General features: G+C 66.3%; 21 protein-coding genes and 1 pseudogene. 9 read left to right on the top strand and 13 right to left on the bottom strand.

The annotated features are described in order from the left end of the window. Window positions 1–20 precede the first annotated feature (20 nt). The 5 genes and pseudogenes from ureC to AC5RV3_RS06025 all read right to left on the bottom strand — a co-directional run bounded on the left by ureC (window position 21) and on the right by AC5RV3_RS06025 (window position 4,796). Window positions 21–1,733 (bottom strand): urease subunit alpha, encoded by a 1,713-nt coding sequence (gene ureC, locus AC5RV3_RS06045; RefSeq protein WP_494121342.1) that lies wholly within the window; start codon window positions 1,731–1,733, stop codon window positions 21–23. 149 nt (window positions 1,734–1,882) lie between these two features. Further along, a pseudogene (locus tag AC5RV3_RS06040) lies at window positions 1,883–2,317 on the bottom strand (urease subunit beta); the annotation flags it as partial. 18 nt (window positions 2,318–2,335) lie between these two features. Continuing rightward, window positions 2,336–2,638: an urease subunit gamma gene (locus AC5RV3_RS06035; RefSeq protein ID WP_493989825.1), complete on the bottom strand. Its 303-nt coding sequence runs from the start codon at window positions 2,636–2,638 to the stop codon at window positions 2,336–2,338. A gap of 223 nt (window positions 2,639–2,861) precedes the next feature. Then, window positions 2,862–3,875: a squalene cyclase gene (locus tag AC5RV3_RS06030; protein ID WP_494121341.1), complete on the bottom strand. Its 1,014-nt coding sequence runs from the start codon at window positions 3,873–3,875 to the stop codon at window positions 2,862–2,864. A gap of 189 nt (window positions 3,876–4,064) precedes the next feature. Next, window positions 4,065–4,796, bottom strand: a complete 732-nt coding sequence (locus tag AC5RV3_RS06025; protein WP_494121340.1) for a dienelactone hydrolase family protein — start codon at window positions 4,794–4,796, stop codon at window positions 4,065–4,067. A gap of 103 nt (window positions 4,797–4,899) precedes the next feature. On the opposite strand from AC5RV3_RS06025, the gene AC5RV3_RS06020 reads away from it, so the two are divergent. Next, window positions 4,900–5,484 (top strand): PepSY domain-containing protein, encoded by a 585-nt coding sequence (locus tag AC5RV3_RS06020; RefSeq protein ID WP_494121339.1) that lies wholly within the window; start codon window positions 4,900–4,902, stop codon window positions 5,482–5,484. 22 nt (window positions 5,485–5,506) lie between these two features. On the opposite strand, the gene AC5RV3_RS06015 is transcribed toward AC5RV3_RS06020, so the two are convergent. The 4 genes from AC5RV3_RS06015 to AC5RV3_RS06000 all read right to left on the bottom strand — a co-directional run bounded on the left by AC5RV3_RS06015 (window position 5,507) and on the right by AC5RV3_RS06000 (window position 8,264). After that, a complete protein-coding gene (locus tag AC5RV3_RS06015) occupies window positions 5,507–6,487 on the bottom strand; it encodes a D-2-hydroxyacid dehydrogenase (protein ID WP_494121338.1) in 981 nt (326 codons plus the stop codon). After that, window positions 6,487–7,176 carry a PspA/IM30 family protein gene (locus tag AC5RV3_RS06010; RefSeq protein WP_493989820.1) on the bottom strand — a complete coding sequence of 230 codons (690 nt, stop codon included), beginning with the start codon at window positions 7,174–7,176 and terminating at the stop codon, window positions 6,487–6,489. The genes AC5RV3_RS06015 and AC5RV3_RS06010 overlap by 1 nt, the downstream gene beginning before the upstream one ends. Before the next feature lies 1 nt (window position 7,177). Beyond that, window positions 7,178–7,876 (bottom strand): hypothetical protein, encoded by a 699-nt coding sequence (locus tag AC5RV3_RS06005; RefSeq protein ID WP_494121337.1) that lies wholly within the window; start codon window positions 7,874–7,876, stop codon window positions 7,178–7,180. A gap of 181 nt (window positions 7,877–8,057) precedes the next feature. Continuing rightward, window positions 8,058–8,264: a cold-shock protein gene (locus AC5RV3_RS06000; protein ID WP_127512299.1), complete on the bottom strand. Its 207-nt coding sequence runs from the start codon at window positions 8,262–8,264 to the stop codon at window positions 8,058–8,060. Between the two features lie 304 nt (window positions 8,265–8,568). Here AC5RV3_RS06000 and AC5RV3_RS05995 point away from each other — a divergent pair, with 304 nt between their 5' ends. Next, window positions 8,569–9,672: a fatty acid desaturase family protein gene (locus AC5RV3_RS05995; protein WP_494121336.1), complete on the top strand. Its 1,104-nt coding sequence runs from the start codon at window positions 8,569–8,571 to the stop codon at window positions 9,670–9,672. 62 nt (window positions 9,673–9,734) lie between these two features. Here AC5RV3_RS05995 and AC5RV3_RS05990 read toward each other — a convergent pair whose 3' ends face one another. The 4 genes from AC5RV3_RS05990 to AC5RV3_RS05975 form a co-directional block, all read right to left on the bottom strand. Then, a complete protein-coding gene (locus AC5RV3_RS05990) occupies window positions 9,735–10,565 on the bottom strand; it encodes an aldo/keto reductase (RefSeq protein ID WP_494121335.1) in 831 nt (276 codons plus the stop codon). Between the two features lie 30 nt (window positions 10,566–10,595). Continuing rightward, window positions 10,596–11,027 (bottom strand): hotdog fold thioesterase, encoded by a 432-nt coding sequence (locus tag AC5RV3_RS05985; RefSeq protein ID WP_494112616.1) that lies wholly within the window; start codon window positions 11,025–11,027, stop codon window positions 10,596–10,598. Between the two features lie 114 nt (window positions 11,028–11,141). Next, entirely contained in the window at window positions 11,142–11,435 is a 294-nt protein-coding gene (locus AC5RV3_RS05980; RefSeq protein ID WP_494112617.1) for a DUF503 domain-containing protein, read from the bottom strand. 10 nt (window positions 11,436–11,445) lie between these two features. Then, window positions 11,446–11,952: a MarR family winged helix-turn-helix transcriptional regulator gene (locus tag AC5RV3_RS05975; RefSeq protein ID WP_494121334.1), complete on the bottom strand. Its 507-nt coding sequence runs from the start codon at window positions 11,950–11,952 to the stop codon at window positions 11,446–11,448. A 91-nt stretch (window positions 11,953–12,043) separates the two neighbouring features. Here AC5RV3_RS05975 and AC5RV3_RS05970 point away from each other — a divergent pair, with 91 nt between their 5' ends. From AC5RV3_RS05970 to AC5RV3_RS05940, 7 genes are all read left to right on the top strand, one after another. Further along, the gene (locus AC5RV3_RS05970) at window positions 12,044–12,694 is read left to right on the top strand and encodes an NADPH-dependent F420 reductase (protein ID WP_494121333.1); all 651 of its coding nucleotides are present in this window, start codon (window positions 12,044–12,046) and stop codon (window positions 12,692–12,694) included. Between the two features lie 29 nt (window positions 12,695–12,723). Next, window positions 12,724–13,767: an LLM class flavin-dependent oxidoreductase gene (locus AC5RV3_RS05965; protein ID WP_494121332.1), complete on the top strand. Its 1,044-nt coding sequence runs from the start codon at window positions 12,724–12,726 to the stop codon at window positions 13,765–13,767. 56 nt (window positions 13,768–13,823) lie between these two features. Beyond that, on the top strand, window positions 13,824–14,567 hold the full coding sequence (locus tag AC5RV3_RS05960; RefSeq protein WP_494121331.1) for an NUDIX hydrolase: 744 nt from the start codon (window positions 13,824–13,826) through the stop codon (window positions 14,565–14,567). Window positions 14,568–14,638: 71 nt separating this feature from the next. Beyond that, window positions 14,639–14,866, top strand: a complete 228-nt coding sequence (locus AC5RV3_RS05955; protein WP_494121330.1) for a PLDc N-terminal domain-containing protein — start codon at window positions 14,639–14,641, stop codon at window positions 14,864–14,866. A gap of 243 nt (window positions 14,867–15,109) precedes the next feature. Further along, entirely contained in the window at window positions 15,110–15,955 is an 846-nt protein-coding gene (locus AC5RV3_RS05950; protein WP_494121329.1) for an ABC transporter permease, read from the top strand. Continuing rightward, a complete protein-coding gene (locus AC5RV3_RS05945; protein ID WP_493989808.1) occupies window positions 15,952–16,725 on the top strand; it encodes an ABC transporter permease in 774 nt (257 codons plus the stop codon). Before AC5RV3_RS05950 ends, AC5RV3_RS05945 begins: the two co-directional genes overlap by 4 nt. After that, window positions 16,715–17,578 carry an ABC transporter ATP-binding protein gene (locus AC5RV3_RS05940; protein ID WP_494121328.1) on the top strand — a complete coding sequence of 288 codons (864 nt, stop codon included), beginning with the start codon at window positions 16,715–16,717 and terminating at the stop codon, window positions 17,576–17,578. Before AC5RV3_RS05945 ends, AC5RV3_RS05940 begins: the two co-directional genes overlap by 11 nt. The last annotated feature ends 64 nt before the right edge of the window (window positions 17,579–17,642 follow it).

Below are 17,642 nucleotides of genomic sequence, written 5' to 3'. Positions count from 1 at the left end.
CCTTTCGGGTATGGCTCGGTCTAGAACAGGAAGTAGCGCTGGGCCATCGGCAGCACGCTCGAGGGCTCGCAGGTCGCTACCTCACCGTTCACCGTGACGGTGTAGGTTTGCGGGTCGACCTGGATGTCCGGGGTCTCCCCGTTGTACTTCAGGTCGGCTTTGGTCAGGGTGCGGATGCCGTGCGCTGCCCGGATGGTCCGGCGCAGATTCAACCGGTCCGGGATGCCTTCGTCGATGGCGATCTTCGGCATGAACGTGATCGAGGATGAGTGCACTGCGTTGCCCAACGCCCCGAAGTTCCGCCGCAGGGCCCGTGGTTGCGGGGTGGGAATTGAACCGTTGGCGTCGCCCATGATCGACTGGACGATCTGTCCGCCCTTGATCACCATCTCCGGTTTGACGCCGAAGAAGGCCGGATCCCAAAGCACCAGGTCGGCGAATTTGCCCACCTCGACGCTGCCGACGGAGTCGGCGATGCCGTGGGCCAGCGCGGGGTTGATGGTGTACTTGGCGACGTAGCGCTTGAGCCGGAAGTTGTCGCCAATCTCCGGGTCTTGCTCAAACTTGCCGCGCTGGCGCTTCATCGCATCCGCCACCTGCCAGGTCCGCAGCACCATCTCGCCGACGCGGCCCATGGCCTGGGCGTCCGAGCTGGTGATCGAGAAGACGCCGAGATCGTGCAGCACGTCTTCGGCGGCGATGGTCTCCTTGCGGATCCTGGAGTCAGCGAAGGCTACGTCCTCGGGGATGTCCGGGTTCAGGTGGTGGGCGACCATGAGCATGTCCAGATGCTCGTCGAGCGTGTTGGTGGTGTAGGGCAGGGTCGGGTTGGTCGAAGCGGGCAGGACGTTCGGCAGCCCGGCGACGCGGATAATGTCCGGGGCGTGCCCGCCGCCGGCGCCTTCGGTGTGGAAGGTGTGGATCACCCGACCGTCGATGGCGCGGATGGTGTCCTCCACGAAACCGCACTCGTTGAGCGTGTCCGCGTGGATGGCGACCTGCACGTCGAACTCGTCGGCGATCCGCAGCGACATGTCAATGGAGGAGGTTGTGGCGCCCCAGTCCTCGTGCACCTTGAAGCCGATGGCACCGGCCCGGATCTGTTCGGCCAGCGGACCGCGCGCGCTGGCGTGGCCCTTGGCAAGCAGCCCGATGTTGACCGGCAGGTCGTCGACCGCCTGCAACATCCGGCCGATGTGCCACGGTCCCGGCGTCACGGTCGTCGCCTTGGAGGCATCCGACGGGCCGGCGCCGCCGCCGATCAGCGTGGTGACGCCGTTCGCCAGGGCAACCGGCACCTGGTCGGGGCTGATGAAGTGCACGTGAGTGTCGATGCCGCCCGCGGTGAGGATCTTGTGCTCCCCGGCGATCACGTCCGTCGCGGCACCGATGGTGATGTCGACGCCGGCGGAGATGTCCGGGTTGCCGGCCTTGCCGATCTTGAAGATGTGTCCGTCGCGCAGCGCGACGTCGGCCTTGTAGATCCCGCTGTAGTCCAGCACCACGACGTTCGTGATGACCGTGTCCGGAATGTCCTGGTCGCGCGTACGCTGTCCGTTCTGGCCCATGCCGTCCCGGATCACCTTCCCGCCGCCGAAGACCACTTCCTCTCCGTAGCGGGTGAAGTCGTGCTCGATCTCCAGCAGCAGGTCGGTGTCTGCGAGCCGGATCGCATCGCCGGTGGTCGGCCCGTACATCTCGGCATAGTGCCTGCGTTTCATCTCGAAACTCATCGCTGCTCCTCCCCGTCGCCGTTGGTCTTCCCAGTGGCAGCACCGTCGTCGGTCTTCTCGGCGGCCTCGCCACGGCCCGGCTTCTTGCCGGCGCCGCGGGCCTTCGGTCCGCGCGATTCGTCGACGGGGTCCAGGCCGTACGTAGTGTGGAAGCCGGCCCCCTCGAAGCCAACGTTGGGCAGATCAATGGCGTATTCGGCCGCCAGTTCGGGCTCGGCCTCCGCATTGATGCCGGCGGTGCCTCCGATGGCCTCGGTGTAGCCCGGGGGGACGCTGGCGCCCAGCGACCCGTTCACGTGGTTTCGGAAGCCATGGACCACGCGGTTCCCGGCGATCTCCACCAGGTGCACGCTGCGCGCATCGCCCGGCTCGAAACGCACGGCCGTGCCTGCCGGAATGTCCAGCCGGAAGCCGCGCGCCGCGACCCGGTCCATGTCCAGCGCCGGATTAACCTCGGCGAAGTGGTAGTGCGACCCGACCTGGACCGGCCGGTCGCCTCGGTTGGTCACGTTCATGATTCGGGTCGCGGCGCCCTCATTGCAGATGATGGGCTCGCCGCGCAGGATGTATTCTCCCGGTTTCATAGGTACTCCTCCTCAGGCTCAGCGGATCGGGTTATGGACGGTGACCAGCTTGGTGCCGTCGGGGAAGGTGGCCTCGACCTGCACGTCGGCGATCATCTCTGCGACGCCGTCCATAACGTCGCTGCGGGAGAGGATCGTGGACCCGTAGCTCATCAGGTCCGCGACCGTCCGGCCGTCGCGGGCCCCCTCGATCAGCTCGTACGTGATCAGGGCGACCGCTTCGGGATGGTTGAGTTTAAGGCCGCGCTGCTGGCGCCTTCGGGCCAGGTCGGCGGCGACCACAATCATGAGTTTTTCGTGCTCACGGGGCGTTAAATGCATGTAGAACTCCCTAGTCCTTAACAGAAAGAAGCGTCCACCCGTTATCTACAACCGGTCAGAGACTAGACCGGGAGGCCCGTGGATAAGGCAAGGATAGCCACGGAGATTGCACCCGGCAACTTGATGGGAATCCGGTGGCACCACCGCCTCGCAATTGCTTGAAATCTCGAGCTCCCCGGTGTCATCCGCTTCGCTCCGTCTGTCTGAAGGGACGCGACCAACTTCACACGGTCTCGGACCTGTAACCCGGCGCAGGTGGGAAGGCGCCGACCTCGTCCCACCACGCCAGGGCGCGCAGGCCGTGGAACGTGAGCCACTTGGACGGCTCGCCAGGGGCTACGTCGACGTCGAACCAGGCGCGGCCGGGGTGGCGGCGTTCCTGCAGCCAGGTTCCGTCGGGCTGGCGCGCGGATTCGATGAGCTCCATGGCGTCGGCCAGCCGGGGATCGGGTGCCGCGCCGTCATGGAGGGTCGCCGATCTGAAGTAGTCCACGGCGTTCAGTGCACTGTACAGCCAGCGGAACGGGTAGGCGAAGTGCGTGGCCCACGGGGCGACGAGTTCACCGGTCGAGTGGGTGTACAGCAGCCGGCGTTCGAGCAGGTACTCCTCGCCGGCGTGGCGGGCGGCGCGGAGTTCGGCGGAGCCGCCGGTGGCGGCCTCGTAGTACAGCAGCCCCTTCAGGGTGTTGAGCGTGGAGTGGAACGATGAGCGGGTGGAACCTTCGATCCACTCGCAGTTCCAGCCGCCGTCGGGCAATTGGTGCTCGGTTAACCAGGTGGCGATTCCGTCCACATCCGCACCCAGCCACGCGCCGTTGGCGATGGTGAAGGCGTTGATGCAGCAGTCCACTTCACCGTCCCAGTACGGCAGGTTCTCGTATTCCCAGCGGCTGTTGGCGGCGAGCTGTTCGGAGGTGCCGGCGAGCGCGGCGGCCTCGAGGCCCCAGTCCCGGAGGGAGTTGAGCGACCACGTGGTGGCCGTCCACGGCTGTCCGGCACCCTCGGCTGCTTCCGGCCCCTGGAAGTCGAAGTCGCTGGGGAAGTACGCCCCGCCGGCCCACTGGCCGTCGGGGTCCTGGTGCGCGAGCAGCCGCGCGCCGAAACCCTCCGTAGCCACGCGCGCCTTGGTTGAGGCCCACTGTTCAGGGGGAGCGTGTGCGAGGTCCCGTTCGACCTGCCAGCGCAGTGCCGGATCGGAGTCGAGCAGCCAGTCGACCAACGCCGCCTCGGGCTTCATGGTCAACAGAGTAGCGGCCCCTGTGAAAGAACAACATGGCCGAACCGCCCCGCCGCCGGGGGAGGGGCTACTTCCGCGGGCGGGGGCCGTGGCCGGGCCGGCGGAAGCCGCTCCGGCACTCGATCACGAACACAAAGGACCACGCCGGTGCCAAGGTGGGCACCGACGTTGTCCTATGACTTGTGGAGGCTACTTGACCTTGTCCTTGAGGAACTGCACGGAGCGGCTCCAGGCCAGCTTGGCCTCCTCGGGACGGTAGTTGCCCTGCGGGTTCTCGTCGTTGTGGAAGGCGTGCGGGGCGTCGTAGAAGTAGTAGGTCACTTCCGCGCCGGACTCGCGGCGGATCTGCTCCTCCTGCGCCTTGGCCTTCTGCACCGGGTAGGACGAGTCCTGTTCGCCGTAGTGGCCCTGGATGGCGGCGCGGACCCTTTCGTACGATTTGGGCACGCCCTGGCCGACGCCGTAGAACGGCACGGCCGCGCTGATGCGCTCGCCCTGCTGTGCGGCCAGCGCCAGGACAAAGCCGCCGCCCATGCAGAAACCGATGGCGCCCACGGTGGTACTGGTGACCGCCTCGTGGGCCAGCAGGTAGTCCACGGCGCCGGCCAGCAGCCGGGCACCTTCCTGTTCCGGCAGCTTGGACATCATCGCCGCGGCTTCCTTGCCGTCGTGGGCAATGCGTCCGCCGTAGAGGTCGGGTGCCAGCGCGACGAAACCTTCGGCGGCCAGGCGGTCGGCAACGTCCCGGATGTGGTCCACCAGGCCCCACCACTCCTGAATGACGATGACGCCGGGGCCGGACCCCGACTCAGGCACTGCCAGATAGCCGTGGGCCTGGGTGCCTGCGGATTCGAACGTGACGTTCTGGTACGTCGGGTTGTTGGCCAAGGTCCTACTCCTGATCGCTCGGGGGCATTCCATGTCAGTCTAGGACAGCAGCGGACGTTGTCGGGCTTACCGGGTGGGGCGACGGCGGAGGCTCCGAGGCATGGCCAAGCCGGTGGTCGGGGCGGAGAATCGGTGTATGGAACAGCTGAGGAAGACCTTCACCGCCCTTTCGATTGCTGCCGGGCTGGCCCTTACAGTGTCGGCCTGTGACGCCACCGGAGACGACGTATCCCAGCCCGAACCGGGCCAGGCCCAGCCGGCCGAAACCCCAGCCGGGGCCGGCAACCCCAGCCCTGCCGGCACCGGATCTGCCATGCCCAGTGAACGCAATGCGATAGCCGCTGTCGAAACCGCGGTGACTGCCGTCCACGGCAGTTCCGCGATCGAACTCGACTACAGCGACCGGCTTCAGGCCTGGGAAGTGGACGTCTTCGACGTCGATGCTGAGGTCGAGGTACAGGTCTCGCCGGACGGCAGCGAGGTGCTTGAGCAGCGCGAATCCGGGGGTGCCGAACCGGAGCATGCCCGAGAGTTGGAGCAAACCAGGGTTTCCATGCCCGAGGCCCTTGCCACCGCCGCGGAGGCAGAACCAGGCAACGTGGACGAAGTGACGCTGGGGAATGAGGGCGGCCTGCCGGTGTGGGAGATCGAAATCGACCGCGAAGACGGCTCCAGCATTGATGTGCTGATTGACGGCATAACCGGTGAGCAAATGCGCTAGAGGGAGATGCCCGCGTGTTCGTTCATGATCCTGCAGGAGCGGCGAAACCCAGCTTCTTGTCGATCATGTTCTCCAGCGGTTCCTGCCGGATGTAGCGCGCGAAATTGTCCGCGAACTGGCTGGCCAGCTGGGGCAGCCAACCGCGCGCGTCACCGCTGAGGTGCGGCGAGACGATCACGTTGTCCATCGTCCAGAGCGCGTGGTCGGCCGGCAGCGGCTCGGTTTCGAACACGTCCAAGGCGGCTCCGGCGATGGCGCCGGACTGCAGCGCTGCCACCAGCGCGTCGGTGTCCACGCACGCCCCGCGGCCCACGTTGACCAGCCGGGCGCTCGGCTTCATGGCCTCCAGCACGGGTGCGTCGACGAGGTGCCGGGTCTCTTCGGTCAGCGGTGCCACCATCACCACCCAGTCGAAGTCTCCGACGACGGCGGCAAGCTCGGACGAAGCGTAAACCTCGCCGAAATCGGCGTCACCGCTGCGGGCAGTGCGCCCAGCCCCGGCAACCCGCAGGCCGAGGGCCTTGAGCACGCGGGCGATTTCGCGTCCGATGGCCCCGGCGCCGACGATGAGCGCTCGGCCGGACTCCAGGCGTTCGGTCTCGCGGTGCTGCCAGGTTCGCCCCCGCTGCAGGGACAGCAGGCCGGGCAGGTCCTTGGCGAAGGCCAGCATTCCGGCGAGGACGAATTCGGCGATCGGCCGGTCGAAAATGCCGCGGGCGTTGGTAACCACCACGCCTGAATCCCGCAGGTCCTGGAACAAAAGCTTGTCCACGCCGGCGGCCGCCACGTGAATCCATTCCAGCGAGCGGGCGGCATGCCAGGCGTCCTCCAGCGCGGGGGAGAAAAAGTCCCAGAGGAACAGCACGTGGGCGCCGTCCAGGGCCTCGGCGAGTTGGTCCGCGGTGGCATAACGCACCTCCGCGGCGGCCTCCACGTCCTCCATGCCCGGCGGCAGATGGTCTTTGTACAGGACGGTGACGACGGGTCTTGCGGCTGCGGCCATCAGGCTTCCGGCGCCTTGTTGCGCCGCGACTTCAGCGCGCCCAACTGGTCGTCAACTTCCGTGCTGGCCTCCAGCCATTCGAAGGCCTCCTGCACTTGCGGCGAGTCCGGGTCCGACCACGCGATTTCGTTGCGGGCGGATGCCTCGGCCTCGATGCGACGGGTCTCCCGCTCGGCATCTCGCGCAGCGGACTGCATTCCGGTTGCGCTGCCGGCTGCCGCCGAAGCGGCCTGCTGCATGCCGAGCGTGGCCTGGGCGACGTTGTGGCGTGCCTGGAGGGTCTGGTACCGCAGGCGGCTCTCGTCTATCCGCGAGGACAAGCGGGCGAGCTCCCCGTCCAGCCGGCGCCACTGATCGGCCATGCGCTCATATTGCCGGGCGAGGGTTTCCACGCGCTTCGACGCCGTGATGCTCCGGTGCAGGAACTCGCGGGCCCCGTCGTCGTCGCCGCGGGCCACGCACTCTTCGGCTTGGCGGTCGCAGTATGCCTGCTCTGCTTTGGCCTCATCCAGCAGCAGCCCGATGCGGCGGCAATCGGCCGCGATGTCCGCGACGCTGCGGCGGGCCTGGTCCACCGCTTCGGACTGTTGCTGCTGGCTGGCCTCAATGGCCGCCAGGGGATCGACCGGAGTCTCCTTGGCCGCGCGGTTGGCGCGGATGATGCGTCCAAGGCGGTGCTTGATGGACACGTTAGCTCCTCATGGGATCGGGCCGACGCTGCGCCGGGGCGGGCTGGCGGCGCGGCGGGAAGCCGGACCGGGTGTGTGGCGGGACAGCAGCGCTGCGCCCATCGCGGACACCGCGGTAGGCCGAGGACCAGGCATGCAGCGCCTCGATCTCCCGGGACAAATGCCGTCCGGCCAGTTCCAGCTGTTCGGCGTCGGCAGAGTACCCGGCTTCCACCAGGTGTTGCCGCAGTTGGCCCGACAGCCGGTTAAGTTGTTCGGCCCGCCCGCTCAAGCTGGCGGCGAGGGAGCGCCTCACCTCCGGCAGCGGCTCGCCTTCCGCCAACTTCAGCTGTTCGTCCAGGGACCGGGAAGCCGTCTCAAGCCTGGCCGCCACCAGCGGCAGTTCCCCGACGGGGCGGCCCTCCGCCCGGGCGGCGGCGAGTGTCCGTTCCGTTGCCTCCGCCGAGCGCTGCAACCCGAGCCGCTGGCGCGCAAGGCGGCGGCCGGCGTCGTCCTTGGTGAAGCTGCGGACGGTGAGGGATCCCCGGCGCAGCCCGTTCCGGAACCGGCGGGAGCGCCGGATCCTGCGGATCACCAGCCAAACGGTCACGGCCGCCGCCGTCCCGACGCACAGCACGGCGATGCCGGTGAACATCAGGATCTGCAGGACCATGTCGGCCACGAAAGTTCCGGTACTGGCGGGCACTGGTGTCAAGGGCATGCCTCAAGTTTGCCCCCGGATGCTCGATTCCTGCCAGTGGGAGTGGAATTCCGGGTAAAACAGCCGGGCAAAACAGCCAGGCAAAAGACCAAGGGCAAGCCAGCGGGCAAAACAATGGAGCCGGCTCCCTTACGGGAACCGGCTCCATTGGAAAGACTAGAGCGGCGTTGCCGCTGCCGTCTTAGAGGCCGCGGATGTTGGCAGCCTGCAGGCCCTTGGGGCCCTGCACGGTTTCGAATTCGACCTTCTGGTCTTCACGCAGTTCGCGGTATCCGCCACTGTTCTCGATAGCCGAGTAGTGAGCGAAGACGTCGGCCGAGCCGTCGTCCGGAGCGATGAAGCCGAAGCCCTTTTCAGAGTTAAACCACTTGACGGTTCCAGTTGCCATTCTTGTACTCCTCCGAGTATTTTCACGCCCCGCGGACTTCACGGGTCGTTTGCAGCGGTGTTTTTCGTCCGCCGTTCAGAGAAGCACAAGCCCTTCGGTGAAGGGCCTGTTGCTCAAAATCAAATGCGCAACACAACAACTACAAGAACTACTGTACAGGACATTTTCCGGGAATCCGAATGGCGCTACCACGGCACCCTCTGTTCAGGACTCGTTCAGGTTGCTACCGTAAAGTGATCTTCATCTACGGGGCGCTCGCCCTACACCACGGCTGGGAAGCCGGACCCGATCCACTGAAGGCCGCATGAGCATATCTGTATCTCCCCCGACAACTTCTACCCGTAGCAAGCGCGGTTCTTCCGCCGCCAGCGGCTACTCCCAGCTGTTGAGTACGGTGCGGGATGCAGGTCTGCTGCGAAAGCGCAGGGGGTTTTACATCAGCCTCTTTGTTGCGCTGGTGCTGGGGCTGGCCGGGGCGGTCACCGGATTCGTACTGCTCGGCGACAGCTGGTTCCAGCTGTTGATTGCCGGCGCGCTGGGCATCCTGTTCACGCAGCTGGCGTTCTTGGCCCATGAGGCCGCCCACCGGCAGGTCTTCGAAACCGGGCCGGCCAACGACCGTGCCGGACGGTTCCTGGCCAACGCCGTCGTGGGGATCAGCTACCAGTGGTGGATGAACAAGCACACCCGGCACCACGGCAACCCGAACACCATCGGGAAAGACCCGGACATCGAGCAGGACACCGTCTCCTTCCTGCCCGAACAGGCTGCCGAACGCCGGGGCCTGATGGCCTGGTTCACCCGCAGGCAGGGCTACCTGTTCTTTCCGCTGCTGATGCTCGAGGGCATCAACCTGCACATCACCTCCATTAAGTCGCTGTTTGCCCGCGGCCCCGTCAAGGGCCGCAAACGGGAAATCTCCGTGCTGTTCGCCCGGCTGACTCTCTACGTCGCGGCCATCTTCGTCTTCCTGCCGCCCGGCATCGCCTTCGCGTTCCTCGGAGTCCAGTTGGCCGTTTTCGGCGTCTACATGGGCGCGTCCTTCGCACCGAACCACAAGGGCATGCCGCTGATCCCCAAGGACTCGAAGGTGGACTTCCTCAGCCGCCAGGTCCTGACCAGCCGCAACATCGTTGGCCGCACCCCCACGGGAAGCGGCGCCATTAACGCACTCATGGGCGGACTCAACTATCAGGTGGAGCACCACCTGTTCCCGAGCATGCCCCGGCCCAACCTGGCTAAGGCGGCCCAGATCGTGCGCGAATACTGCGCCAACCACAGCATCCCGTACACCGAAACGTCGCTGCCCAAGTCCTACGGCATCGTGGTCCAGTACCTGAACAAGGTTGGCCTGTCGGCCCGGGATCCCTTCGACTGCCCGATGGTGGCCGAGTACCGCCGGCTCTAGCGCTCAGCAGGTTCCCCACGGTTGCCGGTGTCCAACGCGGACACCGGCAACCGTCGTCGTTTCTAGAGCTGCGTGAAGGCGGTCGTGGCCGGATCGGCGCCCACGCGGCCGCCGGCGTCGAGCGCAGTGACGGCGGCCAGGTCCTCCGCATCGAGCGTGAGCCGCGCTGCGGCCAGGTTTTTCGCCATACGGTCAGGATTGGCGGACTTGGGGATCACAATGTTGCCGTTCGCCAGATGCCAGGCGAGCACCACCTGGGCCGGGGTCGCCAAATACTTTGCCGCGATGGCGGTGACCGTCCGGCTCTCCAAATCAGCGCCCTGGCCCAGGGGGCTGTAGGCCTCGACGGCAATGCCGTGCCGGCGGCTGAACCCTGCGACCTCGCGCTGCTGGAAGGTGGGATGGATTTCGATCTGGTTCACCGCCGGCACCATGCCTCCGGCGGCCAGCAGGGTCTTCAGATGCTCGGACAGGAAGTTGGAGACGCCGATGGCCCGGCTGAGGCCTTCGGCGTAGAGCTCTTCGAGCGCCTGCCACGCCTGCACGTACAGGTTCTGCGAGGGCACCGGCCAGTGGATCAAGTACAGGTCCACGAAATCCAAGCCGAGTTCGCGCAGGCTGTTATCAAAAGCCCGGCGGGCGTCGGCCTGTTCGCCGTTGCGGAGCTTGGTGGTGATGAACAGTTCCTCGCGCGGGATCCCGCTGGAGGAGATGGCGGCGCCGACGCCGGACTCGTTGCGGTAGGCGGCGGCGGTGTCGATGTGGCGGTAGCCTGCCTCCAGCGCAGCTTCAACGGCCCGCTTTGTTTCAGCCGGCGGCACCTTGAAAACGCCGAAGCCCAGTTGCGGAATGCTGACGCCGTTATTGAGATCGATCGCGGGCACTACGGCCATCGGGAATGCTCCTTCGGTGCGGGGGCGGAACTACTTCTTCGGGACCAGCACGCCGTAGACGCGCATTTCGGCCAAGTGCTGGCCGTCTTGGTCGTGAATGGAAATATCCACGATGTTGTTGCGGCCATAGCGGGTGCGTTCGACGCCGGTGGCCACCAGGCGGGCTTCCGCCGCGCCGGGCGCAATGTACGTTATCTCGGCCTGACGGGAGACCGACGGCCGGCCCAGCGACTCACAAACGAACGCGAAGCACGTATCGCCGAGGGTAAACAGGTAGCCGCCGTGCAGGATGTGGTGGCCGTTCAGCATGTAGTCCTGCACGCCCATGGCCATCACCACGCGGCCTTCTTCGGCCTCGAGCACCTCGATGCCAAGATGCTGCGACGCTTTGTCCGAGGCATAGCGGTGGCGGACAAGCTCCTCAACGGTAGAAAACTGCGCGTCGGTGGCGGGGGTGGTCAACAGAGCCTCCGGATGTGGCATGGATCATGGGCGTGACCAACGCTACCAATATCCGCGCCGGTCGATGCGCACCAGCTGTTTGCATGACCGGTATGCAGCGGTCCGCTGCCGGACTCAGTCGTCGCTGGAGTGGATTCTCCGCCGCGTGCTGAGCAGGTCCACGCCGGGGCGGTAGGCAATGTAGTTCTCGGCCGCGTCCAGCACCTGGACCACATGGGCCCGGTCGCCGCCTACCAGCCCGATGCCCAGTTCGGCCCGGCGGTAGAGGTTCTGTTGGCCGACTTCCGCAACGGAAACATCGAACCGCTTCCGTACCTCGGCGACGATCGGCCGCAGCACGGATCGCTTTTCCTTGAGTGAATGCACGTCGCCCAGGAGCAGGTCGAACTCAATCCAGCCGATCCACATGCTGACGAGTTTAGGGCAGGTGGTCCATCGCCTCGCACGGGCTGGAGTTCGGCTGGGCGCGGTGGATCTCCATGGCCAACACCTCGACCAGGGTGGAGAGCCGGCGCACGTCATCCGGCGACAAGCCGGAGAGCAGGGCCTGCTCGGCACGTGCGACGCGGACCTCGAGGTCAGCGAGCGCTTCGCGTCCTTGCGCGGTGGGGACGATTTTCCGGGCACGCCGGTCGTTGGCGGCGGGTACGCGCTTCACCAGCCGGGCGGCCACGAGCTTGTCCAGGATGTAGGTCAGCACGGTTCGGTCGATGACCAAGTGAGCCCCGAGGGCCTGCTGGTTCGGCGGGTCCCGATGAACGACGGCGGAGAGGATTTGGTAGCCGCGGATGCCTTCCGGCATGCCGGTGACGGCCTCCTCGAATTTCTCCTGGTACCCGCGCAGGACCATGCCGAGGTTCCAGCCGAGATCGCCAGGAACCGGGCTGTGCGTCCTGTCCGCTGTGGCGGCTCGTTCTCCTGTCATGCCTCACATGATATCCACCCAAGCGAAGTTGCACAGATAATCTGCGCACAATATAGTCTGTCGGACAACATATTTGCAGACTGGAGTTGGTATGGAGTTGGGCACCATTGGCATCCTGGGTGCCGGCCGGGTGGGCACCGCCGTGGCCCGTCAAGCACTCAAAGCCGGCTACCGGGTGAAGATCGCAACGTCCAAGCCGGCCGCAGAAATCGCCTTGCTGACGGAAATCATCACGCCGGGGGCGGAACCGGTGGACGCCGCCGAGGTTGTGACGGCGGGCCTGGTCCTCGCCGCGGTGCCGCTGCACAGATACCGCACCCTGGATCCGGGCATACTGGCCGGACAGACCGTGATCGATGCGATGAACTATTGGGCACCCACCGACGGCGTGATCGACGACTTTGAGAACGACCCGCGCGGCAGCAGCGAAGTCATCCAGGATTTCCTGGCGGGCGCGCGCCTGGTCAAAACGCTGAACCATATCGGCTACCGGGAACTCGAAGAGGACGGCCGCGATCCGGGTTCCGCCGACCGCCGGGCCTTGGCTCTTGCCGGCGACGATGACGACGCCAAGTCCCTGGTCGCCGGATTCATCGACCGCCTCGGCTATGACCCGGTCGATGCCGGCCCGCTGTCCGCCGGCCGCGTCTTCCAACCGGGCACCCGCATTTTCAACGAGGCCCATACCGCCGGGCAGCTCCGCGGCCTTTTGGCGGCGGCCAACGAACCCGCACGTCCATGACGGCGTCGACAGGCAGGACAGGACAAGACATGGAAATCGGTGCCTACAGCTTCGGCGACACGCAACTGAATCCGGACGGCACCCAGCGGCCGACGTCCGAGGCCATCCGCAACCTCTTCGACGCCATCGTCCACGCCGACAAGGCAGGCCTGGATTACTTCGGGATCGGCGAGCACCACACCACCAGCATGCCCGCGTCCTCGCCGGGCGCGATCGTCGCCGCGGCCGCGGCCGCCACGAAGCAGATCCGGCTCGGGAGCGCCGCCAGCATCATTTCCACGGACGATCCCGTTCGCGTGTTCCAGCAGTTCTCCACGGCCGACGCGATCTCCGGCGGCGGCCGTGTGGAGATCACCGCCGGCCGCGGTTCGTCGGTGGAGACCTTTCCGCTGTTCGGCTACGACCTGGGCGACTACGACGAGTTATATGCGCAGAAGCTGGATTTGCTGATGACCATCAACAACAGCCGCGCCGCGGAAGTGTCGTGGAGCGGATCCCGGCGGCCGGCCATCGCGGACCTGGCCGTCGTCCCGCGGCCCGCCGCCGGGCCGCTGCCGATCTGGCTGGCCACCGGCGGCAACGCCGGGTCTTCGGCCCGGGCCGGGCAGCTCGGACTGCCTGTTTCCTACGGGATTATCGGCGGGGCCCCGCACCGGTTCGCGCCGCTGGCCGAGCTCTACCGGCGCGCCGCGGCCCAGGCCGGCCACGGCGGTCCGCAGATCAAGGTTTCCGTAGCCGCCCTCGGGTTGGTAGCGCCGAGCAAGCAGGAGGCCCTCGACCGGTTTTACCCCGGCTGGCACAACCTCAACGTGGAAATGGGCCGGCTGCGCGGCTGGCCCGCGCCGGACAAGCGCGCTTTCCTGGCCCAGGCCGAAGCCCCGGGCGCCTACTACGTCGGCGATCCGGACGACGTGGCCGAGCGGATTGCCCACCTGCACGGATACCTGGGACATGTGCGCCACTTCCTGCAGACCGACATCGGCGGGCTGCCGCACGAGCACCTGATCGAATCCATCACGCTGCTGGCCACGGAGGTCAAGCCGCGGGTTGAGCGGCTGCTGTCACGGAGGTAGGCGCGACAGGGTTGGTTCGAAAACCAACGTTTCAGCCATCGTCCTAAGCTAAGGGCGTGGATAAAGCGGAGGACAAGCACGCGAACCAAGCGGAGCTGGCGGCAACAGTCATCCTGCTGCGCGATAGCCCGGAGGGACTGGAAGTCCTGATGCTGGAACGCCCCGGCAGGGGATCCTTTGCCGGGGCCTGGGTATTCCCCGGCGGAAAGGTGGATCCGGGGGACTACCTGGCGGCCGAAGCGGAAGCGCTCGGCGGCACGGGGATCGGCAGCGCCGTCGAGGGTGAACATGACAGGCAGCTGGCGGCGGCAAAAGTTGCAGGGGTGCGCGAAACCTTCGAAGAGACCGGACTGCAGATCGCCGGGCAGGAACTGGTGCACCTGTCGAACTGGGTGCCGCGGCACAGCTTGGTCCGCCGCTTCCAGACGTGGTTTTTTGCCGCAGCGGCGCCGGCCGGGGAAATCGTGCTCAACGACGGCGAGCTGGCCAACTTCGCCTGGATGCCGCCCGAGAAAGCGCTCCGCCGGCATGAGTCCGGCCGGATGCGGCTGGTCCCGCCGACCTGGGTGACACTGCATGAACTGGGCCGCTACGGCACCGTGGCTGACGCGCTGGAAGCCGCCCGGACGACGGAGCCTTTCAACTATGAGAGCCACGTGATTGACGGCCCGGCGGGCGGACAAGTCATCGTGTGGGCGGGCGATGACGCCTACCCCGGTCCCGGGCCGGCGGCTTCCGCCGGGGCCCGGCACCGGCTCTCCACCGGGTCGCTGCCGTGGCGGTACGAACGGGACCGCTGAGCCCCTACGCGGCCGGCCGGTGCACGCCTACACTTGAGGCACCTGCTGCCAGAACAGACCGGGAGGCCGCCATGAAGAAAGCCATGAAGAAGAAGTCCTTAAAGGATTTGAGCGGGGCACAGCGGCTGCGCGTGGCCACCATGGCCGGACTGCAGCTTGTTTTGCAGACGGCCGCACTCAAGGACCTGAAGAAGCGCCCGGCCGCCCTGGTCAACGGGCCGAAGCCGGTGTGGTTCGCGGCGTCCTTCCTCAATTTCGTCGGCCCGTTGGCCTACTTCCTGCTCGGCCGAAAGCGCTGAACCGCCAAGCACAAACCGTTGATCATTTCAATTCACCGGCGTTAAACACCGTCGCGCAGTGTTGCCTGCGTAACGATGGCCTAGAGTGTTTGACGTCACCAAGTGGCATCGACCACACTTAAGCTAGTGAACGCTTGTTCGGCTAGCGAACAGGGCGGTCTGTATCCCCGTTCTCCTCGGGGCAGAAGGAGTGGAAATGAAATGTGCGCTGTATAGGGCGCCGCACTTCGCGGAGATGCTCTCATGAGCGCCCCCGCGGTGACCACGGACAGCAAGGGCCCGGCGCCCAGCCGGTCCCGCCGGCGCCCGTCGAAGAAGCGTCCCGCCAAGCAGCTGCTGGGGCTTGCCGGGATCCTTGCGTTCCTGCTGGTGTGGGAACTGGTTCCGCGGGTGGGGATAGTGGAGGCGCGCTTCCTGCCGCCTGCGTCCGAGGTGCTGGCCGTGCTCATCAACGACTTCGGTTTGGCGGCGTTCTGGCTGGCGGTGGGCGAGACCATGCTCGCGTGGTTCCTTGGCCTGCTGATGGCGGTACTCCTGGCCGTGGTGCTTGGCTTCATTATCGGTTCGTCGAACTTCCTGCGGAAGTTCACCAACTCCACGGTGGAGTTCCTGCGGCCAATCCCGTCGGTGGCGCTGATTCCGCTGGCCGTGCTGCTGTTCGGCGTGAAAATCGAGTCCTCGCTGATGCTGATCGTCTACGCATCGTTCTGGCAGGTCTTCATCCAGGTCCTGTACGGGGTGGCCGACGTGGACAACGTGGCTATGCAGACGGCGAAGTCCTACGGCCTGGGCCGGTTCGCCCGGGTCCGCCACGTGGTGTTCCCCACGGCCCTTCCGTACCTGATGACCGGGGTGCGGCTGGCCGCAGCGGTCGCCCTGATTCTGGCCATCACGGCCGAACTGGTGATCGGATCGCCGGGTCTGGGCCGGGAAATCGCACTGGCGCAGTCCGGCGGCGCGATCGCGGGAATGTACGCGCTGGTGCTGGCCACCGGCCTTATCGGCGTGCTGGTCAACCTGGTGATGCGCTTCATTGAGCGCAAGACCCTGTCCTGGCATGAATCGATCCGTTCCGAGGTGATCGCGTGAAAGTCCTGAAAAGCATTGCCTACGCGCTGGCACTGCCGGTCATCCTGGTGCTGATCTGGTGGGCCTCAACGCTGGGCGAGGCAAACTTCTTCGTGCCCACGCCGGCACTGCTCGTCGACGCGTTCGCCGAGACCTGGTTCGGCGAACGGCTCCTGTCCGACGTGCTGCCCTCGATCGGCCGACTGCTCATCGGGGTGGCCGCCGCGATCATCCTGGGCATCGTCGCCGGCCTGCTGATCGGCTCGATCAAGTGGCTGCGCGACTTCACCGAGCCGGTGCTGGAGTTCTTCCGCGCCATCCCTCCGCCGGTGCTGATTCCGGTACTGATGCTGCTGATGGGCATCACCGACACGATGAAGATTGTGGTCATCATCTCCGGCTGCATCTGGCCGGTGCTGCTGAACACCATCGAAGGCGTCCGCGCCATCGACTCGGTGCTTTCGGACTCGGCGCACACCTACGGCATCGGCGGTATGGCCCGCGTGCGCCACCTCGTGCTGCCCTCGGCGGGGCCGCAGATCATGGCCGGTGTCCGCCAGTGCCTGTCCATCGGCCTGATCCTGATGGTCATCTCCGAAATGTTCGCCTCGTCGTCGGGGCTCGGCTTTACCATCGTGCAGTTCCAGCGCTCCTTCGCGATTCCGGAAATGTGGTCCGGCATCGTGGTGCTGGGCCTGATCGGTGTTGCCATGTCATTCATCTTCCAATGGACCGAGCGCAAGATCCTGCGCTGGTACCACGGCCTGCGAGAGGTAGAAAATGCAGCCTGAAACCACCCCGGTTCCGACCGGCAAAACCCTGCCCGAAGGCCAGGCCATGCTCTCGGTCCGCGGCGTCAAGAAGGTCTACCACACCGACGGCGGCGACATCGAGGCGGTGCGCAACCTTACCTTCGACCTGCGTGCCGGTGAGCTGGCCTGCCTGGTCGGTCCGTCCGGATCGGGCAAGACCACCTTGCTCAAGTGCATCTCCGGCCTGCTGGCACCCACCGAGGGCGAGGTGCTGCTGGACGGCGCCCGGGTGACCGGCCCGCCGAAGAAGATGGCCGTGGTGTTCCAGGAATACGGCCGCTCGCTGTTCCCCTGGATGCGGGTGCGCGAAAACGTGGAGCTGCCGCTGAAGAACGCCGGCATGGGCAAGGCCGAGCGCGACAAGCTGGTGGACGACGCCCTGGAGGCCGTGGGCCTGGACCACGTGCCGCAGTCCTACCCGTGGCAGCTCTCCGGCGGCATGCAGCAGCGCGTGGCCATCGCCCGGGCCGTGGCCTACCAGCCCGAGGTGCTGCTGATGGACGAGCCGTTCGCCGCCGTCGACGCGCAGACCCGGGCCGACCTGGAGGACCTGATCCGCACGGTCTGGAAGAAACTGGGCGTCACCGTCCTGTTCGTCACCCACGACATCGACGAGTCGGTCTACCTGGGCCAGCGCGTGATCATCCTGTCCTCCTCGCCGACCGTCATCCAGGAAGACCTCCAGATCGACCTGCCCGACGAGCGCGACCAGTTGAACACCCGCGCGCTGCCGCGGTTCACCGAACTGCGCCACCACGTCTACGAACAGATCCAGCTGGCCAAGCAGGGCCACCGGCCGGCAGCCGCCACCCAGGCCGGCAGCTCTGCTTAGACCGATTGCTGCAACAAAAGATGCCGCCATCCTTTCAGGTTGGCGGCATCTTTCTGGTAAGGCC

It is taken from the genome of Arthrobacter sp. Y3221114 (assembly GCF_059092625.1).
Note: the sequence above shows the minus strand (reverse complement) of the source record. Positions and strands in the feature narration are given on the sequence as shown.

What these genes read in the sequence shown, in the direction of transcription:
- ureC (WP_494121342.1), bottom strand. Translation starts at nt 1,733, where the DNA reads ATGAGTTTCGAGATGAAACGCAGGCACTATGCCGAGATGTACGGGCCG.
- AC5RV3_RS06035 (WP_493989825.1), bottom strand. Translation starts at nt 2,638, where the DNA reads ATGCATTTAACGCCCCGTGAGCACGAAAAACTCATGATTGTGGTCGCC.
- AC5RV3_RS06030 (WP_494121341.1), bottom strand. Translation starts at nt 3,875, where the DNA reads ATGAAGCCCGAGGCGGCGTTGGTCGACTGGCTGCTCGACTCCGATCCG.
- AC5RV3_RS06025 (WP_494121340.1), bottom strand. Translation starts at nt 4,796, where the DNA reads ATGGAATGCCCCCGAGCGATCAGGAGTAGGACCTTGGCCAACAACCCG.
- AC5RV3_RS06020 (WP_494121339.1), top strand. Translation starts at nt 4,900, where the DNA reads ATGGAACAGCTGAGGAAGACCTTCACCGCCCTTTCGATTGCTGCCGGG.
- AC5RV3_RS06015 (WP_494121338.1), bottom strand. Translation starts at nt 6,487, where the DNA reads ATGGCCGCAGCCGCAAGACCCGTCGTCACCGTCCTGTACAAAGACCAT.
- AC5RV3_RS06005 (WP_494121337.1), bottom strand. Translation starts at nt 7,876, where the DNA reads ATGCCCTTGACACCAGTGCCCGCCAGTACCGGAACTTTCGTGGCCGAC.
- AC5RV3_RS06000 (WP_127512299.1), bottom strand. Translation starts at nt 8,264, where the DNA reads ATGGCAACTGGAACCGTCAAGTGGTTTAACTCTGAAAAGGGCTTCGGC.
- AC5RV3_RS05995 (WP_494121336.1), top strand. Translation starts at nt 8,569, where the DNA reads ATGAGCATATCTGTATCTCCCCCGACAACTTCTACCCGTAGCAAGCGC.
- AC5RV3_RS05990 (WP_494121335.1), bottom strand. Translation starts at nt 10,565, where the DNA reads ATGGCCGTAGTGCCCGCGATCGATCTCAATAACGGCGTCAGCATTCCG.
- AC5RV3_RS05980 (WP_494112617.1), bottom strand. Translation starts at nt 11,435, where the DNA reads ATGTGGATCGGCTGGATTGAGTTCGACCTGCTCCTGGGCGACGTGCAT.
- AC5RV3_RS05975 (WP_494121334.1), bottom strand. Translation starts at nt 11,952, where the DNA reads ATGACAGGAGAACGAGCCGCCACAGCGGACAGGACGCACAGCCCGGTT.
- AC5RV3_RS05970 (WP_494121333.1), top strand. Translation starts at nt 12,044, where the DNA reads ATGGAGTTGGGCACCATTGGCATCCTGGGTGCCGGCCGGGTGGGCACC.
- AC5RV3_RS05965 (WP_494121332.1), top strand. Translation starts at nt 12,724, where the DNA reads ATGGAAATCGGTGCCTACAGCTTCGGCGACACGCAACTGAATCCGGAC.
- AC5RV3_RS05955 (WP_494121330.1), top strand. Translation starts at nt 14,639, where the DNA reads ATGAAGAAAGCCATGAAGAAGAAGTCCTTAAAGGATTTGAGCGGGGCA.
- AC5RV3_RS05950 (WP_494121329.1), top strand. Translation starts at nt 15,110, where the DNA reads ATGAGCGCCCCCGCGGTGACCACGGACAGCAAGGGCCCGGCGCCCAGC.
- AC5RV3_RS05940 (WP_494121328.1), top strand. Translation starts at nt 16,715, where the DNA reads ATGCAGCCTGAAACCACCCCGGTTCCGACCGGCAAAACCCTGCCCGAA.